The sequence below is a fragment of the Bacteroidota bacterium genome (assembly GCA_018692315.1).
Taxonomy (GTDB): Bacteria; Bacteroidota; Bacteroidia; order Bacteroidales; family JABHKC01; genus JABHKC01.
Genome location: JABHKC010000146.1, coordinates 1 through 17,465 on the forward strand (window position 1 = coordinate 1; position 17,465 = coordinate 17,465).

Sequence of the window (17,465 nt, forward strand, 5' to 3'; positions counted from 1 at the left end):
CTGCCCATATCCGAATGAAACGCTCGTTTGCTTCTTTTATAATTGTTGAATATTTAATTCTTATTTCATTTATTCTATCCATGTGGCAAAGATAGGAAAAAAAATTAATAATGGAGCAATTATATATTTACAATTACTAACTGAGAGTTACCGCATTGGTAACAAAACAAGACATCGCGGCATTTTGAGCCTAGGCAAACTCGAAACTATTGATACTAAGGAAGATAAGAAACTTCTTGCAGACACTATCGAAAAGTTTATTTCAGGACAACAAGTTTTATCCTTGCTTGAGATAAAACCTGAAATAGAAAAACTTGCCAGAGAATTTGCCGACCGTATAATAAATGAAAAGTTGTTGGATATCAAGACTAAAAACGCAGAACCGCTCCAGGCTAAACAAATTGCTAAGGAAGACTGGCAGACAGTTAACCTGCACAGTATCAGGTATGAGGAGGTGCGTGAAATTGGTTCCGAATGGCTTTGTATGCAGGCATTGAACCAACTTGGGCTAAAAGATTTGCTGCTAAATTTGTTTGGACAAAACGAACTATCGGTCAATATTTCGCTGATGCACATCATTAGCCGTGCCGTTTATCCAGCTTCGGAACACAAGACAGCCCAGTGGATAAAAGAAAATTCTGCTGTGAGCAGATTGTGTAAAGTTCCACTCAACAGGGTCGATAGGTTTAAACTTTACGCAGCCAGCAAGAAACTCTTCAGGCATAAAAAAGCAATTGAAAATCACCTTTCGGTGAAAACCAACGAACTGTTCGATTTGGAAGACAAAATAGTTTTTTACGACCTGACCAATACCTATTTTGAGGGTCGCAAACAAGGCAGCAAGCTTGCCAAATTCGGCAGAAGCAAAGAGAAAAGAAACGATTGCAAAATAGTTTCGATGGCTGCTGTGATAAATGCTGAAGGATTTTTGAAATACAGTCGGATTTACCGAGGAAATATCAGCGACCCAAAAACCCTGAACGAGACAATTGAGCAACTCTCTGCCAACACTTCATCTACGGGCAGAAAACCCATAATAGTGATGGATGCCGGAATAATGACAGAGGAAAATGCCCGGTCGTTGAAAAGCAAGGGCTACGACTTTATTTGTGTGAACCGCACAAAACTCAGAAACTATAAAACCATTGAAGGCCGGCACGAAGAAATTGTGATATACGACAAAAATGAAAATCCGATAAACTTGCAATTTGTTGAAAAACCAGATTGTACGGACAATTATTTATATGTGCGAAGTCAGCAAAAAGCCCTGAAAGAAGCCTCCATGAACGAGCATTTTTCGCAACATTACGAAGAAAGTCTCGAAAACATAAAAAGTGCTTTAAGCAAAAAAGGCGGAACAAAAAAACTCAATCGCGTATGGGAGCGAATAGGGCGCCTAAAAGAACGCTACCCAACGGCAAACAGGCATTACGAAATAGAAGTAATACCAGACCAAGACCACAAAAATGCAATAGATATAAGGTGGAAAAAAAATCAGGTAAAGCCAAAAGAAACCGAAGGCGTATATTTCATCAGAACCAGCCTGCCGGCCAAAGATGAAGAAACACTTTGGAGAATTTATAACACACTAACCGAAATAGAAGCAACCTTCAGAGTTCTGAAAACAGACCTTGCTCTACGTCCGGTTTTTCACAAGCACGACCAAAACATTGAAGCTCATTTATTTCTCGGGCTAATAGCTTATCAGCTGGTAGCCTTGATAAGATATCAGCTAAAGCAAAAAGGAATAAACCACGACTGGCGAAATATCGTGCGAATAATGAACACACAGAAAGAAGTATTAACTACCATTAAAAACAAAAAGCAGCAAACCGTCATTATAAAAAAATGTTCAGTGCCGTCGCTGTCTGCCAAAGAAATTTATGCTGCATTAAACTTCGAAACAAATCCATATTATATGAAAAAATCTGTAGTACCCGAAAAATGAATCCCGCACATCTAATAATCACGATGTCTGGTAGTTGTAACTTTTGGACTACAACTTGGGTTAAATTAAAAAGATTGTATCCGTCAATTGTTGATTGACATGACACTAGGAGCAGAAGTGCAAAAGTACAACACCCCAGAATATAAAAACAAAGAAATACTATCGAGCCCGACTCAATAGCTTTTATGTTTTTTGTTGAATAAAACCTATGCCAAAGGATTTATTGGCCAGAGTTTTGCTTATTTGCAATTTTAATAATTTGAGGATTTTGTAAGCTTTTGAAAATTTTAGATTTCGGATGCTTTTGCCTGAAATATTTATTTAATCCTTTCTCCCTTATTTATTTTTCAGCTTGTTTTGTTTGCTATCAATCAAAAATAAAGGGATAAGAATTGAAATATAGGCAAGTAAATCCAAGGGATCAAATGTTGAGTCATATATTTTAAAATATTGCATAGTTTCAATTCCAAAACATACTGTCAAAAATATTATGAGAGTCCTTTGATGTGTAAAAAATCGTGTCCAATAATTATCTGCTTTAGTTGTGAATAAGCCTCTAAATAATATATAATTCCATGCTGGCCCGACCATGTCAAGCAAATAGCCTTTCCAAAATATTCCTAAATCTATCCAAATTGTAGAAAGTCCTAATACTCCAAAAACAAGCATAGCTGCTGCCCAATATGGTGCATTTTTATTGTGTTTTGATTCTATTTTGTTTTGTTCCATATAGTCTTATTTTTTGAATTACTTACTTTATTTAATTTGAGCTTTTTTCATCTGCCATACCACGCGGCGTAATAGAATAGAAGCCAAATACAGGCGTCATCCTTGTCATTTGTAAAAAAGTTGAAGTGGGCAACAATTCTCTCATTTCCTTATATCCTGGCTATTATTTTTATATATTATCGGTTTATATTTTTTCTTATCCGAAAAATTGAATGAAGCAACTAATTTTATTGGAATAATCTCAAATGCTGGCACCGATTTGCAATCAGTGCCATGATGTATTTGATATTCAATGAACAATCTATTTTTCCCAATCCAACAATCTTTGTTCGCCTTCAATACTTTGTATCTCCGAAATCTCTTGAGATACTTCAATTACTCCTTTGTATATGCCTGCTTCAGTGCGAATTGCAAAATATTGTATCAAAATATATTCTTCCTTCATTTTTATCCAGAAACTTGCTTTGTCTTTTATGCCCTTTCTAAAAGCATCTACAATTTGCTCGACAATATGAACGCTTCCGGGTGGATGACAGTTTTTTACTTCGCGACCAATAACTGCATTTGTTCGGGTAAAAATTCGTTTTTTTGGAGTGGAAAAAAACTGAACTTTATCGTTTTCATCAACAAATGTAATGTCCACCGGCAGATGGTTAAAAATTAGAATTATTTGTTCAACTGTAAGATTCCCACTTTTTAAATTTATTTTGTCCGAATTTATTTTTTCTGAATTTATTTTTAGGTTTGGAATTGTTTTGGGAGAATAATACGGAAATCCAATTTCTTGACTTTCAGCAAAAAGAGAATTAAGTTCACTATCTGAAATTGTTTCTTGAATAAAAGGAAAAAGGATTTTTTCTTCACGAAAAATTATGGCATACATATTAAAAAACACATTTCCAATAAGTCGGTTAAATTCCTTAATTTCAAATTCTTCGCTCATCAATATTGAAAGGAGTCTCTTCAAATTGTTGCGAATATCATCATGAAACGACCACATAACATTTAAACATCGAAATTCTTCCCATTGTTTTTCGAGCATAGGAAAAAGAATATTTTCTTTTATTTTGTAATACTTATTATATTCAAGAACGATTTTCAGATTATTTGCAATTTTTTGTTGCAATAAATCATCTTTTGGAGTTTTGTTTATTTCTTTAATCAAGGGGCTAATTGCTTGCAACTTTTTGTCTAATTCGGCATTATTTTTTACACAACAATCCAGAAAACTATCATTTTTGGTTTTGCTCGATGGATAATTTTTTATATGTGTATAAAACACATTCAAAAATTTATTGATTCCTATTTTTAGCTCTTCAATCGGACGTTTTGACTTTACAAGAATGTCAACGAGAGTAATAATATCCGATGGGATTGTTTGATTAATCAGAGTTTGATTATTTTTAATTGCTTCTGATGCTCGTTTTTTTTTCAATATTGCATAAAACAATTTTTCCAATTCTATAATTCTCTTTTCTTTGTTATAGCTATATTCAGACATAGGTTTGTGTTTAAAAATTTAATATGCAGAAGCATTGGACTTGATATGCAATAATCAGCTACATATTAAAACTAATGTTTAATGATTTTATCAGCAAAAACTTCATTTTTTGTAAATATCTTAATAATGTATATTCCTTTTGCAAATTTAGACAAATCGTTTTCAAATTCATTTTTATTTATTTTTTTATCGAACAAAATTTTTCCTGAGAGTGTTGATAGTTGAATGCTTTCTATCCCATTTATATGAAAACTGTAGTGTATTTGGCCTATAAAACGAGAATAAATACCATCAATGATACTATTAATTATTGAAAAGTGAGAAAAAATTGTAATTTTGTAATAAAAAAAAATGAAATTATGCAATTTATTTATCATGATATTGCCGAAGTCATTAATCATAAAGTAAATATAATATTACTTGTTTATATTGATATTGCTTCTCAAGATATTTTAAATTTATATAAAACTAAATCGTTGATAAATAAATATTTACAAACATGTAACTATTGATATTATATTTAATATAGAAAACTTAACATGCCAACAATTTCAATGTTTTTCGGAATTTTGATTAGGATGTATTACGCACCAAAGGAGCATAATCCGCCACATATTCATGTATATTTTCAAAACTATAAAGCTACATTTAGCATTAATGATTGTGAAATAACTTAAGGGCAGGTGCCGACTCGACAATTGAGAATGATTCAAGCATGGATGGAAATACATAAAGATGAATTAATAGCAGATTGGGAGTTATGTCAGAATGGTGAAAAACCTTTTGCAATTGAACCTTTAAAATAATTAAAGATGTATTTAGCTATAACAAATGTAAAACCGAAAGATAATTATATTCTAATATTAACATATGAGAATAATGAAAATAGACAATTTGATATGAAACCTTATCTTGATATAGGTATATTTCAGGAATTAAAAAATCTAAGTATGTTCAAAACTGTTAAAACAAGTTTTGACACAATAGTATGGGATAATGGAGCTGATTTTGATCCTGAAATACTTTATCAAAAAAGTGTAATTGACCTATGAAGCGAGTCGCAAAATTTTGAATATATAAGTTCAAATCAATTTAGGTATAATTAATAAATGTATGTAAAAAAGTAAGCATAGAAAACAATCAGGAAATTTGCAAAATAAAGAATAAGATTAATGAAGAAATAAATATTTACAAGAATCACAAAGAAATTTCAGATATAGGTTCATTAAAATGTTTAAGAGATGAATTAGCAAATAATATTTTGATAAACAACATAATAAGAGATAAGTTTCAAAATGCTAAAATATTAGTATTGGAGTGGTTAAAAATTGCGACAATAGATAAAGAAGAACCACATGTTTTCACTGGTCAGATTGGCCATGATATTATTAATTCTATTTATGATGTATTAATTGATTCGACCAAAAATCACATTAGAACTGGCATTGGTTCAAAGAATTGTATCAAAAAGTTTGAATTTGAAACCCAAACTTCATTAGTTAAATATTTAGATAATTTAATATTTAATATTGATAGTTTTAATTATTGGGTAGTAGATTTAGAATCCTTTTTGAAAAAGCTAAGAGATATTTAAGTTATTTATTTTCCACGATAAGTTTATATCCAGAAAATATTGTTTCATCAATGACAAACTATATTTGAAACAAATTCAACAAATACTAAAATCGAAAATGAGTTTTACGTATATGAAAATGATTCGATAAGAATTGTTTATAGTTTTTGGACACAATATGGATTAATGTCTTTTGTAATTTTTAATAGACAACAGAAACCTTTATATATTGATTGGAAAAAATCAGCATATATTGACAATTCCGTAAAGCTGAATTACTGGATAGATGAAGAGAAAATGACCTCAACAGAATACTATGGAAGTTATCTTTATAATGGACCTTTAATAAAACCTGATTATGCAGTTGGAGAAACTGTTGGTATAAAAAAATCCTCTAATGTAAAAGTTGAACGAATCACTTTCATTCCGCCGAAATCAAAATCTTTTCGATCAAAGTTTTATATTTTACCTGTTATATTCTGTAAATTAATGGCTCCTGAATCATATGAAGTTCAACGAAATGATGATACTAGAAAGAAAACAATAGTTTATGAGAAATCATACGAAAATAATAATTCTCCGGTAGTTTTTAGAAATTTTTTGACTTTTTCATATTCCGAAAATTTTGAAAGTGAATTTTATGTTGACAATGAATTTTATTTATCTAAAATAATGGAGATGGAGAGAGGACATTTTGAAAATTATATTTTTGAAGAATCAAATGGAATCAAGCAAATTACCAAAGATAAATATGGAAAACCAAATTTATATAGACCGTTTAGAAAGGAGAGTTCGTTTTACATTTTTATTCCAAGAGGGGGTAGCGTAGAGCACAGGGATTAAATTTAAACAACAATTTATTCAAAAATTTAATTCATAAACTTCTATTTCTCATCAACAACGCTATGTCTCATTAATTTGTGCTTATCAACAATTTCAATATTTTTCCCTTTGGCTGAAATAAAGCCCAATTTATCTAATTCTTTGATAGAACGAGTGAGCGAAGGGCGAGTAATTCCAAAATAATCTGCTAATTCTTGTTGGGTTTTGTCGAGTACAAATTTGTTTGAATTATTTTGTTTCGACTGTTTTAGTAAATATTGAGCCAATTTTCCTTTGATAGATTTCAAGGAAAGGAATTTCAGTTTTTTGGTTACAAGAACAAATCTATCGGAAAGTATTGTCAGATAGTTTTTTAGCACAGTAGGATGTTTCAAAAACATTTCGAACAAATCATTTTCGTAAATTGTCAGTATTTTGGTTTTAGAATTTGTAACAATATTCACCAAAAGCATATTCTCGTTGGCATAAATAAATGCTTCGGCAAATGAATCGGGAGCATTTATGTCTTCAATTTTTATAAGTTTTCCCGTGTAATCGGAAACTTCTCCACGTACACTTCCTTCTATTAGAATAAACAGTTTGTTGCAAATATCGCCACTTTGTGCAATTATGGTCTCTTTTTCATAAGCTTTAATTTGATGATGAGTTGAGCTAAGAATTTTTTCAATTTCCTTCATATCAATTCCTTTGAAAAGGGTGGAATTTACTAAGTTTTTTTCCATTGTTTAGTTCAATTTATTTGCACAAATATATTATAAATTTGTAACATTTGGTACATTTTGCAAGGAAACATAACTTTAATTTTGCACTGAAATTTATATCAAATAAACTAAAAAATATAAAAATATGAGTATGTTTTGTTATCAGTGCCAGGAGGCAGCAAAAGGTATTGCCTGCACAGGAAGTAAAGGAGTATGTGGTGTAACAGATTCTGTAATTCACTTACAAGATTTTGCAATTCACATGTTGAAAGGATTAGCGGCTTGCAATATTGAAGCTCGAAAACTTCAGATTGAAAATCAGGAAATAGACAAACATGTTTACGAAACATTGTTTAAAACCATCACAAATGTAAGTTTTTCGCAGGACGACTTTGTTCAAAATATTGAAAAGACAATACGATTGCGAAATGAAATTAAAAAGTCGATTCTCGAAAATGGAAATTCAATTGAAATTGACCATGATTCAATTCATTTTGATTGTAAAAACGAGCAGGAAATGTTAGCAAAAGCTGAGCAGATATCAGGAGAAATTGATGCTCCAAACGAAGATATTCGTTCCTTGCGTGCATTAATAATTTATGGATTGAAAGGACTCGCTGCCTATCAGGAACATGCCGAAAATTTGAATTATGAGGATAATTCTTTATATGAATTTGTTCAAAGAGCACTTGCAGCAACTATTGACGATAGTCTAAGCTTAGACGAAAATATTGCTTTAGTTCTGGAAACCGGAAAATTTGGCGTTGATGCCATGGCATTGTTAGACAAGGCAAACACTGAGACCTATGGAAATCCTGAAATTTCGGAGGTAAATATTGGAGTTAGCGACAAACCTGGTATTTTGATTAGCGGACACGACCTGAAGGATATGGAGGAACTTTTGAAACAAACTGATGGTACCGGTGTTGATGTATATACACACTCCGAAATGCTTCCGGCAAATTATTATCCGGCTTTTAAAAAGTATAAGCATTTTGTAGGAAATTATGGAAATGCTTGGTGGCAGCAGGATAAAGAATTTGAACAATTCAACGGTCCTATTTTAATGACTACCAATTGTTTGGTTCCACCAAAAAAATCTTATATCGACAGAGTTTACACAACCGGGCCGGTTCAGTTCGATGGACTAACTCATATTGCTGATAGAAATAATGGTAGCGAAAAAGATTTTTCTCAAATTATTGAACATGCCAAAAAGTGCGAAGCCCCAATTGAAATTGAAACAGGTAAAATTGTAGGCGGATTTGCTCACAATCAAGTAATTCAATTAGCAGACAAAGTTGTAGATGCTGTTAAATCAGGTGATATTAAAAAGTTTGTTGTAATGGCCGGTTGCGATGGTCGCCAAAAATCGAGAAAGTATTACACTGAATTTGCCGAACAAATGCCAAACGATTCGGTAATTCTTACAGCAGGTTGTGCAAAATTTAGATATAACAAATTAGAACTTGGCGATATTGGCGGAATTCCCCGAATTTTAGATGCAGGGCAATGCAATGATTCTTACTCACTGGTAGTTATAGCACTTAAATTGAAAGAAGTTTTTGGTTTGGATGATATAAATGAATTGCCAATTGCTTATAACATCGCCTGGTATGAGCAAAAAGCTGTAATAGTTCTATTAGCATTATTATACCTTGGGGTAAAAAATATACATTTGGGACCTACACTTCCTGCATTTTTATCTCAGAATGTAACAAAAGTATTGGTAGATAATTTTGGAATTGCTGGAATATCAACAGTGGAGAAGGATTTACTCGAGTTGGTTGGATAATTCACAAATCTAACTTTACTGAATTATTTTTACAGTGATTCATTGTTAAAGACCTGTCTGAATTTTATATTTGGATGGGTCTTTTTTTTCTGGCTTATTCATTTATTTGCTTAGGAGTTGTAATATTTGAAAAATCTCAGCAAAACAATAAATAGTGCCTCTAAGAAAACAGTTCAAAATTAAAAACATCTCTTTTTGCGATATTTCTATTTTTTTCATTTGTTTAATACAAAAGCATTTACTGCATGAAAGAAAATAGAAATATCATCAAAAATAAATTGTTTTATAAAAATTGCCTGTTTTCTTAGAACCACTAAATAACAAAATTGTGAAACAAAGTTTAAAATTTTAAATAAATCTTTATTTTTATGGCAAAATTTATGTTATGAGAAATATTGTATTAATTCTTAGTTTTCAGCTTATTATGATTAATTTGTTATTTTCTTCCACTATTTCATTGGAAAAAATTGAACCCATGTTTTGGTGGACAAAAATGAAAAATCCGAATCTTCAGTTGATGGTCTATGGTAAAAATATTGCTGAAACAAAGGCGTATATAGATTATGCCGGAGTCGAAATAAAAAAACAAAGCCAGGTAGAAAATCCGAATTACTTGTTTGTCGATTTAATAATTTCTAAAAATGCCAAAGCCGGGAAATTTTATATCTCCTTCAAAAAAGGGAAAAAAGTAATAGAAAAGTTCGAATATGAATTGAAAGCAAGAAAAGACGATTCTCAAAATCGGGATGGTTTTAATAGTTCTGATGCCATATATTTATTAATGCCTGATCGTTTCTCGAACGGAAATCCCGCAAACGATAATGTGAACGGAATGCTTGAAAAGTCGAATAGAACTAAGCCACTTGGCAGGCACGGTGGCGACATCCAAGGAATAGAAAATCATTTAGATTATCTTGAAGAATTGGGCATTACCGCACTTTGGTTAAATCCTCTGCTCGAAAACAATATGCCGGTAGAATCTTATCATGGCTATGCAATCACCGATTTTTATAAAACTGATACTCGTTTCGGAACAAATGAAGATTATCTCAGACTTGTTGAAAAATGTCATAGTCATGGAATAAAGGTAATTATTGATTTGATTTTTAATCATTGCGGTAGTAAGCATTGGTGGATGAATGATTTGCCAATGCAAAATTGGATTCATCAGTTTCCTGAATTTACTCGATCAAATTATAGAGCCGGTACTATTGTTGATCCATATGCCTCTGATTTTGACAAAAATAAAATGCAAACAGGTTGGTTCGACAAAACCATGCCCGACCTGAATCAAAACAACGAATTTCTTTCTAATTATTTAATACAAAACAGTATTTGGTGGATAGAATATGCCAATCTTGATGGCGTTAGAATGGATACTTATCCATATCCATACAAAAATATGATGACTAAATGGGCAAAACGAGTAATGGCTGAATACCCGAATTTTAATATAGTAGGGGAGGCATGGCTTGGCAAACCATCTTTGGTTTCATATTGGCAAAAAGATGCACTTAATTTTGATGGTTTCAACTCTCATTTACCGAGTGTTTTTGATTTTCCGCTTATGTATAAATTGAGCTCAGCTTTTAACGAAAACGATGGATGGGACACAGGTTTGAGCAGTTTGTACGATATTCTTGGAGAAGACTTTTTGTACCCAAATCCCGACAATCTTGTAACATTTCTCGACAATCATGATGGAGATAGGTTTTTCAATAAAATCAATGGAATTTTTAATAGCTATAAAATGGCTACGGCTTTTTTGTTGACAATCAGAGGGATACCACAAATTTATTATGGCACCGAAATTCTGATGGACGGAAAAGAGCATGTAAGTCATGGAGATATTCGTAAAGATTTTCCGGGAGGTTGGGAAAACGATAAAGAAAATGCTTTTCTACAAAGTGGTAGAAGTAAAAAGCAAGACGAAGCTTTCAACTATATGTCGAAATTGTTGAACTGGCGAAAAAACAATGAAGTAATTCATACCGGAAATTTGAAGCATTTTATTCCCGAGAATGGAATTTATGTTTATTTCAGATACAATTCTGAGAATGCTGTTATGGTAATATTAAATAATAATGATAAATCTAAAACCATTGATACCAAAAGGTTTAACGAATGTTTAGCAAATTATAATTCTGGTTCTGAAATAATCACCGACAAGGAATTGTTAGACATTTCAACAATTTCGATTGGCAAAAAATCTGCAATGATAATTGAATTGAAAAAGTGATACTGGGATTTTAGAGTTTTGCAATTGAAGAAAGATTTAATGAAAGCAAATTCTGTGTAAAGGTTAGTATATTCTCTTCTAATATGAATTAAAAAATAAATAGAATGAAAAAATTACCATTGTTTTTACTAATATTATTTCTATTCAATTCTTGTAATCAAGTAGCTGAAAAAATAGAAGCATCAGAAAATGCCAGATTTGAAAAACTTGCTAGTCCCATTACTTTAAATAATTCTATAAGCGAGATAAATTTAGCTGATTATTTCCCACAAGTTTCGGATATTGATTCATTTACATTTGAACATTCTTTCGAGCAGATTTCTTATGAAAATGGAATAATCAAAATAAAATCAGATGCTAAAAATATTCCTTTTTTGAGCACACAAAACATTTGGGCAAAAGGTGAAATTTATTCAATTCTCCTTAAAAAATCGAGTAAAATATTTCAAAAAGTCGTTTTTGATCCGAATAAAAAGAGTTACGAAAAAGTTCAACTTAAAGGCGAAATGAATGCCTGGAATGCCTCAGCTACCTATTTAGAATTTGAAAATGGAATTTGGCATACCGGATTTTTTCTTTCGCCAGGAAAATATTCCTACCAATTTGTGGTTGATGACCGCCCAATTTTAGATCCAAACAATCCTGATTCTGTTGATAATAATATTGGTGGCTTTAACTCAGTTCTCATGGTTGGCGAAATCAGTAAAACTAAGCCTATACTTTCCACAATTAAATCTTATGGCTCCGAAATTCTGATAGAGAGCGAATTTTCTGTTGATGAAGTTTTTGTGTTTTGGCAAAATTTCAGATTAAATGAAAATCAATATTCTGTAGAGAACAATCAAATTAAAATAAATATCCCGGAACAATCGAAACAATCTCAACGATCGTACATAAGAGTTTGGGCGTTTAATGGTTCCGGAGTTTCAAACGATTTGTTAATACCTTTATCAAAAAATAGTATAGTTTCCAAAACTACGGAATTAAATAGAGCCGACTGGTATTCATCAATAATCTATAATATTATGGTTGATCGTTTCAATAATGGAAACATTCAAAACGACCAGCCAACAAAAAATCCCGACATATTGCCAAAAGCTAATTATTTTGGAGGTGATATTGAGGGAATTAAGAAAAAAATCTCAGATGGTTATTTTTCCAATTTAGGAATAAATACTATTTGGATTTCACCAATCGTACAAAATGCACTCGGTGCATATGGCGAGTTTCCTGAACCTTTCACTCGATTTTCAGCTTATCATGGATATTGGCCAACATCTTTCACAAAAATTGATTTTCATTTTGGAACTTCTCAGGACTTTCATAATTTGGTAGAAACAGCTCACAACAGTAATCTTAATATCCTTTTAGATTTTGTAGCAAATCATGTTCACGAAAAACATCCTATTTACAAAAAACATCCTGATTGGGCTACCTCATTGTATTTGCCCGATGGTACTTTAAATACCGAAAAGTGGGACGAACACCGACTCACAACCTGGTTTGATACTTTTTTGCCAACATTAGATTTATCGAAACCCGAAGTTTATGAAATGCTCTCAGACTCAGCAGTTTTCTGGATAAAAGAATACAATATAGACGGATTTAGGCACGATGCAACCAAACATATTCCAGAAGTTTTTTGGCGTACACTAACAAAAAAATTAAAACTCCAAATCAGAAATACTAATAGTAATATTTATCAAATTGGGGAAACCTATGGAACTCGTGAATTGATAGGAACTTATATTAATTCTGGCGAACTCGATGCACAGTTCGATTTTAATATTTATGACGATGCTGTGGCTGTTTTTGCAAAAGACGATGAGTCTTTTGAGAGGCTTTCAAATTCTTTGAACGAAAGTTTTAAATATTACGGAAATCATCATTTGATGGGAAATATTACAGGAAATCAAGACCGACCGAGATTTATCACCTATGCCAGCGGAGCAATAACTTTTGCAGAAGACTCGAAAAAAGCCGGTTGGACCAGAGAAATAAATGTTGAGGACAAAATTGGCTATAAAAAAATGGCTTTACTTTCGGCATTTGTGATGACAATTCCGGGAATTCCTATAATTTTTTATGGCGACGAATTTGGTATGGTTGGAGCAAACGACCCCGACAATAGAAGAATGATGAGGTTCGATAATTTGAACGATGATGAAAATATACTTCGAGATATTACTTCAAAGCTAATTAGTTTAAGAAAAAATAATCTGCCATTGATTTATGGCGATACCAAAATATTGAAAGTTACAAAAAAAACCTTTGTATTTGCAAGAACATATTTCGATCAAATTGCAATAGTAGTTTTCAATAAATCGAATAATTCTAATACTATTGATTTTGAAATTCCTGATCGATTCTCAGGCAAAAAATTCAAAGCCAGTTTTAATTCTAAATGGAAAATTTCTGAAAATAATATGGAGATTGAAATTGCAGGGAATTCTTTTGAAGTAATTCTATTTTAGTAATTTCAAACTAACTAGTGTATCTAAGAAAACAGGCAATTTTTATAAAATAATTTATTTTAAAGAGATTTCTATTTTCTTTCATGCAGTAAATGCTTTTGTATTAGACAAATGAAAAAAATAGAAATATCGCAAAAAGAGATATTTTTAATTTTGAACTGTTTTCTTAGATACACTAACTAATCAGTGTACAGAAAAGTTATATTGATATGGGTTGTAAATAATTCCTTTTTTATCTCTGAGCCACTTTAGGGGACTTCTTAAAATAGCAAATTTCAAGGCGTAAGAAATTTTAAGACCGCAGTTTACCATTGTAAATGAGGATTTTAAAATTTTGAAACAACGAAGAAATTTACATTTTTAGATGTTCCCTAAAGCAAATTCAATTCTTTTCAAGGTCTCTTTTTTGCCAAGGATTTCAATAATATCGAACAAATGTGGGCCACTATTGCTACCAACTATTGTCAATCGGAAAGCATTCATCACTTGTCCCATTCCAAGCTGTTTTTGTTCCATCCAGTTTTTGGTTGTTTTTTCAATATTTTCTGAGGTAAAATCTTCAATTTCAGATAAATGATTTTTCAAGTCGCTAATAATTACTGGTGTATTTTCTTTCCATTTTTTCTTCACTACTTTTTTATCAAATTCTTTTGGAGGCTCGAAAAAAAAGTGTGTTTGCTTCCATAGTTCATTTGCAAAATCGACCCTGTCTTTTATCAAACCAATGATTTTTGTAAGCAATGATTTTTCACAACTAATTCCTTTTTCTTCCAATTCTGTATGAAACAATTCGGCAAGACTATCATCCGATTTATTTTGGATATATTGATGATTGTACCATTTTGCTTTTTCGAGGCTGAATTTTGCTCCAGATTTTCCAACTTTTTCAAGTGAGAAAACTTTCTCCAATTCCTCCATAGAGAAAATTTCTTGTTCGGTGCCCGGATTCCAGCCAAGAAAGGCTAACATATTTATAAATGCATCGTCAAAATATCCTGATTCTTTGAAACCAGAAAATACTTCACCCGATTGAGTTTTCCATTCTAAGGGAAATACCGGAAATCCACCTTTGTCGCCATCGCGCTTGCTAAGTTTCCCTTTGCCGTTGGGTTTCAGCAACAATGGCAAATGAGCAAATTCAGGCATCTCATTTTCCCAGCCAAAAGCACTATATAATAATGTATGCAAAGGAAGAGATGGTAGCCATTCTTCGCCACGAATTACATGGCTTATTTTCATTAAGAAGTCATCTACAACATTGGCGAGATGATAGGTTGGTAAGCCATCAGATTTGAAAAGTACTTTATCGTCTAATGTTGAGGTGTTTACAGAAATTTCGCCTCGAATAATATCTTGAAATTTAAGTTCAAGATTTTCAGGCATTTTAAATCTGATTACAAAAGCTTTGCCCGAATCAATTTTGGCTTTAATTTCATCATCAGATAATGTAAAAGAATTTTTCATAGAATTTCTGGTGATGGCATTGTATTGCTGATTTGGAGCTTTTTCTTCTTGTAGTCGTTTTCGCATTAAATCTAATTCTTCGGGTGTATCAAAAGCATAGTAGGCAGATCCGTTCGATAAAAGTATATCTACATATTTTTTATAAATATTTTTACGTTCTGATTGTCGATAAGGTCCAAAATCTCCGCCAATTCCCTGACCTTCAGAAAAATGCACATTGCACCATTTTAGTGAATCTATTATATATTGCTCTGCTCCTTCAACATAGCGAGTTTGGTCTGTATCTTCAATTCGCAGAACGAAATCTCCATTGTTTTTCATTGCGAAAAGATAATTGAATAAAGCTGTACGAACCCCACCAATATGAAGGGGCCCTGTTGGGCTGGGTGCAAAACGTACTCTTACTTTTTTTTCTGACATAATATTTTAGTTTGTAATTTGAAATTAATAGCTTGAAATTTGTTCTGTAATATTTTAGTATTGCGAATAAATGTGTTTATCTTAGTTTCAATTCTTTTTAATTATTTGGCATTTTAAAATTTACACTTTATGTGCCTTTTGGTTTTCTCCGAATAGCTTTGCGAAATAGCTATAACACAAAGCAGAACAAAGAAAACGCAAACTTACACAGAGAAAAAGTAAAACTATTTTTGATTATTTATTTAAAAAAACTCTTTATTTTTTATTTATAAAATTTCCAATTTTGCTCTTAGTTAAAAATTCGTAGCAAATAGCCATTCAAACTTGTTTGATATTGCAATAATGGATATTTTGCTAATCCTTCCTGAGGAGAGCCATCGAGTATTGAAAATCGGGCACTGCAACATTCTTCATCAACAAGGAATATTCCTGAATCGTCGGTATTGACATGGCAATTTTCCTCAACCTGATACGTACAAGTCCTATCGAATGCCACAAATTCAACATCTGAGACGCGATAAACTACAATCCCATTTACACCCCCTGTAATATTCACCGAATTTCCAGGAATTTTTAAATCTACAAATGCAGGATCATCAAGATAAATTGACAAATTTACATAAACATAAGGGACAGGCGAGTCTTGTTTGTCACATTTCAAAAAAAATAAAAGAGTGAGAAATAATAACGAAAATAATTTTATTTTTGAGGCTTGAAATATTTTATTCATTTTTTTATTTTTTACAAAAATAATGAAATTTATAAGTAAACTAATTTTATTTGTTTTTCTTACATCTATTGTATCGAATACTGCCTTTTCGCAAGGAGAAAGCTACGTTTGGAAAAAGATGAAAAAGAAAAATACAATTAAATCTTACAAATCATATCTTTCGCAATATCCAACAGGAAAATATAAAGTAAAAGCCGAACGCAAGCAGTGGAAGCTCGAAAAGAAAAGAGAAAAAACACACAAAAAATCAATAAAAAAACTTCATAAAAAAAATCAATCGAAGGATACTTTGAAAATGATGAAAAAAGCAAAAAAAGTTTCTAATAATAACAACAGAAATAAATCTGGTAATTTTTTCACCAGATTGTTTCGTACTAAAAAATAAATACTCATGGATGAAGGAACTATTATATATATTGTAATCGCAGTCATTGCATTTATTGTTAGTGTATTAAGAAAGAAAAAACAACAAAACCCAGCTATACAAACTATCCAAAATGTTGAACCGGAAAGTGAGTTTTCGATGGAAGAGTTTTTTAAAGAAAAATCGAGAGTTTTTCCAAGCCAGGAAACTGAGTTAGAAATTATTGACCCAAAAGAACCTGTTGCTAAAAAGGAAAAAGTTATACATAAACCATTAATTATGGATGATAACATTTATGAAAAAAACAAAATCAAAGATGCAGAGGAACTGGAATGGAATTTCCCTGATACTAAGACAGAAAATTCCATAGAATTCAATTTGAGAGATGCAGTAATTTATTCTGAAATAATGAATAGAAAAGAATACTAATGTTAGTTTCAAATCCCTAATTAATAATTGCCATTTATTAATCATTTTTTGGGATTTTGTTAATAGCAGGTTTTCGACCTTTATAATTTCCAATAAACTAATTAATTAAAACACATTCTAAAGTTTCCTTAATTTTTCAATTCAAAACTTCTCTACGCTACAATTAACAAAGCATAACGAATTTTCAGAAGTGGAAGTTACCTTTTTATAAAAAGGAGTCTCAATAATTGTATATTTACTTGACTAAAAATAAAA

Annotated in this window: 15 protein-coding genes and 1 pseudogene; 10 read left to right on the top strand and 6 right to left on the bottom strand. The window is 31.5% G+C overall.

The annotated features are described in order from the left end of the window. Window positions 1–82: 82 nt before the first annotated feature. Complete coding sequence (locus tag HN894_10690; protein ID MBT7143795.1) at window positions 83–1,948, top strand: IS1634 family transposase; 1,866 nt, start codon at window positions 83–85, stop codon at window positions 1,946–1,948. A gap of 336 nt (window positions 1,949–2,284) precedes the next feature. On the opposite strand, the gene HN894_10695 is transcribed toward HN894_10690, so the two are convergent. The 3 genes from HN894_10695 to HN894_10705 all read right to left on the bottom strand — a co-directional run bounded on the left by HN894_10695 (window position 2,285) and on the right by HN894_10705 (window position 4,555). Next, window positions 2,285–2,677, bottom strand: a complete 393-nt coding sequence (locus tag HN894_10695; protein MBT7143796.1) for a hypothetical protein — start codon at window positions 2,675–2,677, stop codon at window positions 2,285–2,287. A gap of 301 nt (window positions 2,678–2,978) precedes the next feature. After that, on the bottom strand, window positions 2,979–4,178 hold the full coding sequence (locus HN894_10700) for a DUF438 domain-containing protein (GenBank protein MBT7143797.1): 1,200 nt from the start codon (window positions 4,176–4,178) through the stop codon (window positions 2,979–2,981). Between the two features lie 71 nt (window positions 4,179–4,249). Then, window positions 4,250–4,555: a T9SS type A sorting domain-containing protein gene (locus HN894_10705; protein MBT7143798.1), complete on the bottom strand. Its 306-nt coding sequence runs from the start codon at window positions 4,553–4,555 to the stop codon at window positions 4,250–4,252. A 162-nt stretch (window positions 4,556–4,717) separates the two neighbouring features. On the opposite strand from HN894_10705, the pseudogene HN894_10710 reads away from it, so the two are divergent. The 4 genes and pseudogenes from HN894_10710 to HN894_10725 all read left to right on the top strand — a co-directional run bounded on the left by HN894_10710 (window position 4,718) and on the right by HN894_10725 (window position 6,594). Then, window positions 4,718–4,984 (top strand): annotated as a pseudogene (locus HN894_10710) (DUF4160 domain-containing protein). Window positions 4,985–4,990: 6 nt separating this feature from the next. Beyond that, entirely contained in the window at window positions 4,991–5,230 is a 240-nt protein-coding gene (locus HN894_10715) for a DUF2442 domain-containing protein (protein MBT7143799.1), read from the top strand. A 260-nt stretch (window positions 5,231–5,490) separates the two neighbouring features. Then, entirely contained in the window at window positions 5,491–5,772 is a 282-nt protein-coding gene (locus HN894_10720) for a hypothetical protein (protein MBT7143800.1), read from the top strand. A 165-nt stretch (window positions 5,773–5,937) separates the two neighbouring features. Continuing rightward, the gene (locus HN894_10725) at window positions 5,938–6,594 is read left to right on the top strand and encodes a hypothetical protein (GenBank protein ID MBT7143801.1); all 657 of its coding nucleotides are present in this window, start codon (window positions 5,938–5,940) and stop codon (window positions 6,592–6,594) included. A gap of 41 nt (window positions 6,595–6,635) precedes the next feature. Here the strand turns inward: HN894_10725 and HN894_10730 are convergent, their stop codons facing one another. Further along, window positions 6,636–7,316, bottom strand: coding sequence for a Crp/Fnr family transcriptional regulator (locus HN894_10730; protein ID MBT7143802.1), 681 nt, complete (start codon window positions 7,314–7,316; stop codon window positions 6,636–6,638). Between the two features lie 124 nt (window positions 7,317–7,440). Between HN894_10730 and hcp the strand changes: the two genes are divergently transcribed. The 3 genes from hcp (at window position 7,441) to HN894_10745 (ending at window position 13,803) form a co-directional block, all read left to right on the top strand. Next, window positions 7,441–9,090: a hydroxylamine reductase gene (gene hcp / locus HN894_10735; protein MBT7143803.1), complete on the top strand. Its 1,650-nt coding sequence runs from the start codon at window positions 7,441–7,443 to the stop codon at window positions 9,088–9,090. 385 nt (window positions 9,091–9,475) lie between these two features. After that, complete coding sequence (locus tag HN894_10740; protein ID MBT7143804.1) at window positions 9,476–11,329, top strand: glycoside hydrolase family 13 protein; 1,854 nt, start codon at window positions 9,476–9,478, stop codon at window positions 11,327–11,329. Window positions 11,330–11,433: 104 nt separating this feature from the next. Further along, the gene (locus HN894_10745) at window positions 11,434–13,803 is read left to right on the top strand and encodes an alpha-amylase (GenBank protein MBT7143805.1); all 2,370 of its coding nucleotides are present in this window, start codon (window positions 11,434–11,436) and stop codon (window positions 13,801–13,803) included. A gap of 360 nt (window positions 13,804–14,163) precedes the next feature. Here HN894_10745 and HN894_10750 read toward each other — a convergent pair whose 3' ends face one another. Then, on the bottom strand, window positions 14,164–15,687 hold the full coding sequence (locus tag HN894_10750) for a glutamate--tRNA ligase (protein ID MBT7143806.1): 1,524 nt from the start codon (window positions 15,685–15,687) through the stop codon (window positions 14,164–14,166). A 289-nt stretch (window positions 15,688–15,976) separates the two neighbouring features. Then, window positions 15,977–16,417 carry a hypothetical protein gene (locus HN894_10755; protein ID MBT7143807.1) on the bottom strand — a complete coding sequence of 147 codons (441 nt, stop codon included), beginning with the start codon at window positions 16,415–16,417 and terminating at the stop codon, window positions 15,977–15,979. A gap of 22 nt (window positions 16,418–16,439) precedes the next feature. On the opposite strand from HN894_10755, the gene HN894_10760 reads away from it, so the two are divergent. After that, a complete protein-coding gene (locus HN894_10760; GenBank protein MBT7143808.1) occupies window positions 16,440–16,802 on the top strand; it encodes a hypothetical protein in 363 nt (120 codons plus the stop codon). A gap of 6 nt (window positions 16,803–16,808) precedes the next feature. Further along, window positions 16,809–17,210, top strand: a complete 402-nt coding sequence (locus tag HN894_10765) for a hypothetical protein (GenBank protein ID MBT7143809.1) — start codon at window positions 16,809–16,811, stop codon at window positions 17,208–17,210. Window positions 17,211–17,465 lie beyond the last annotated feature (255 nt).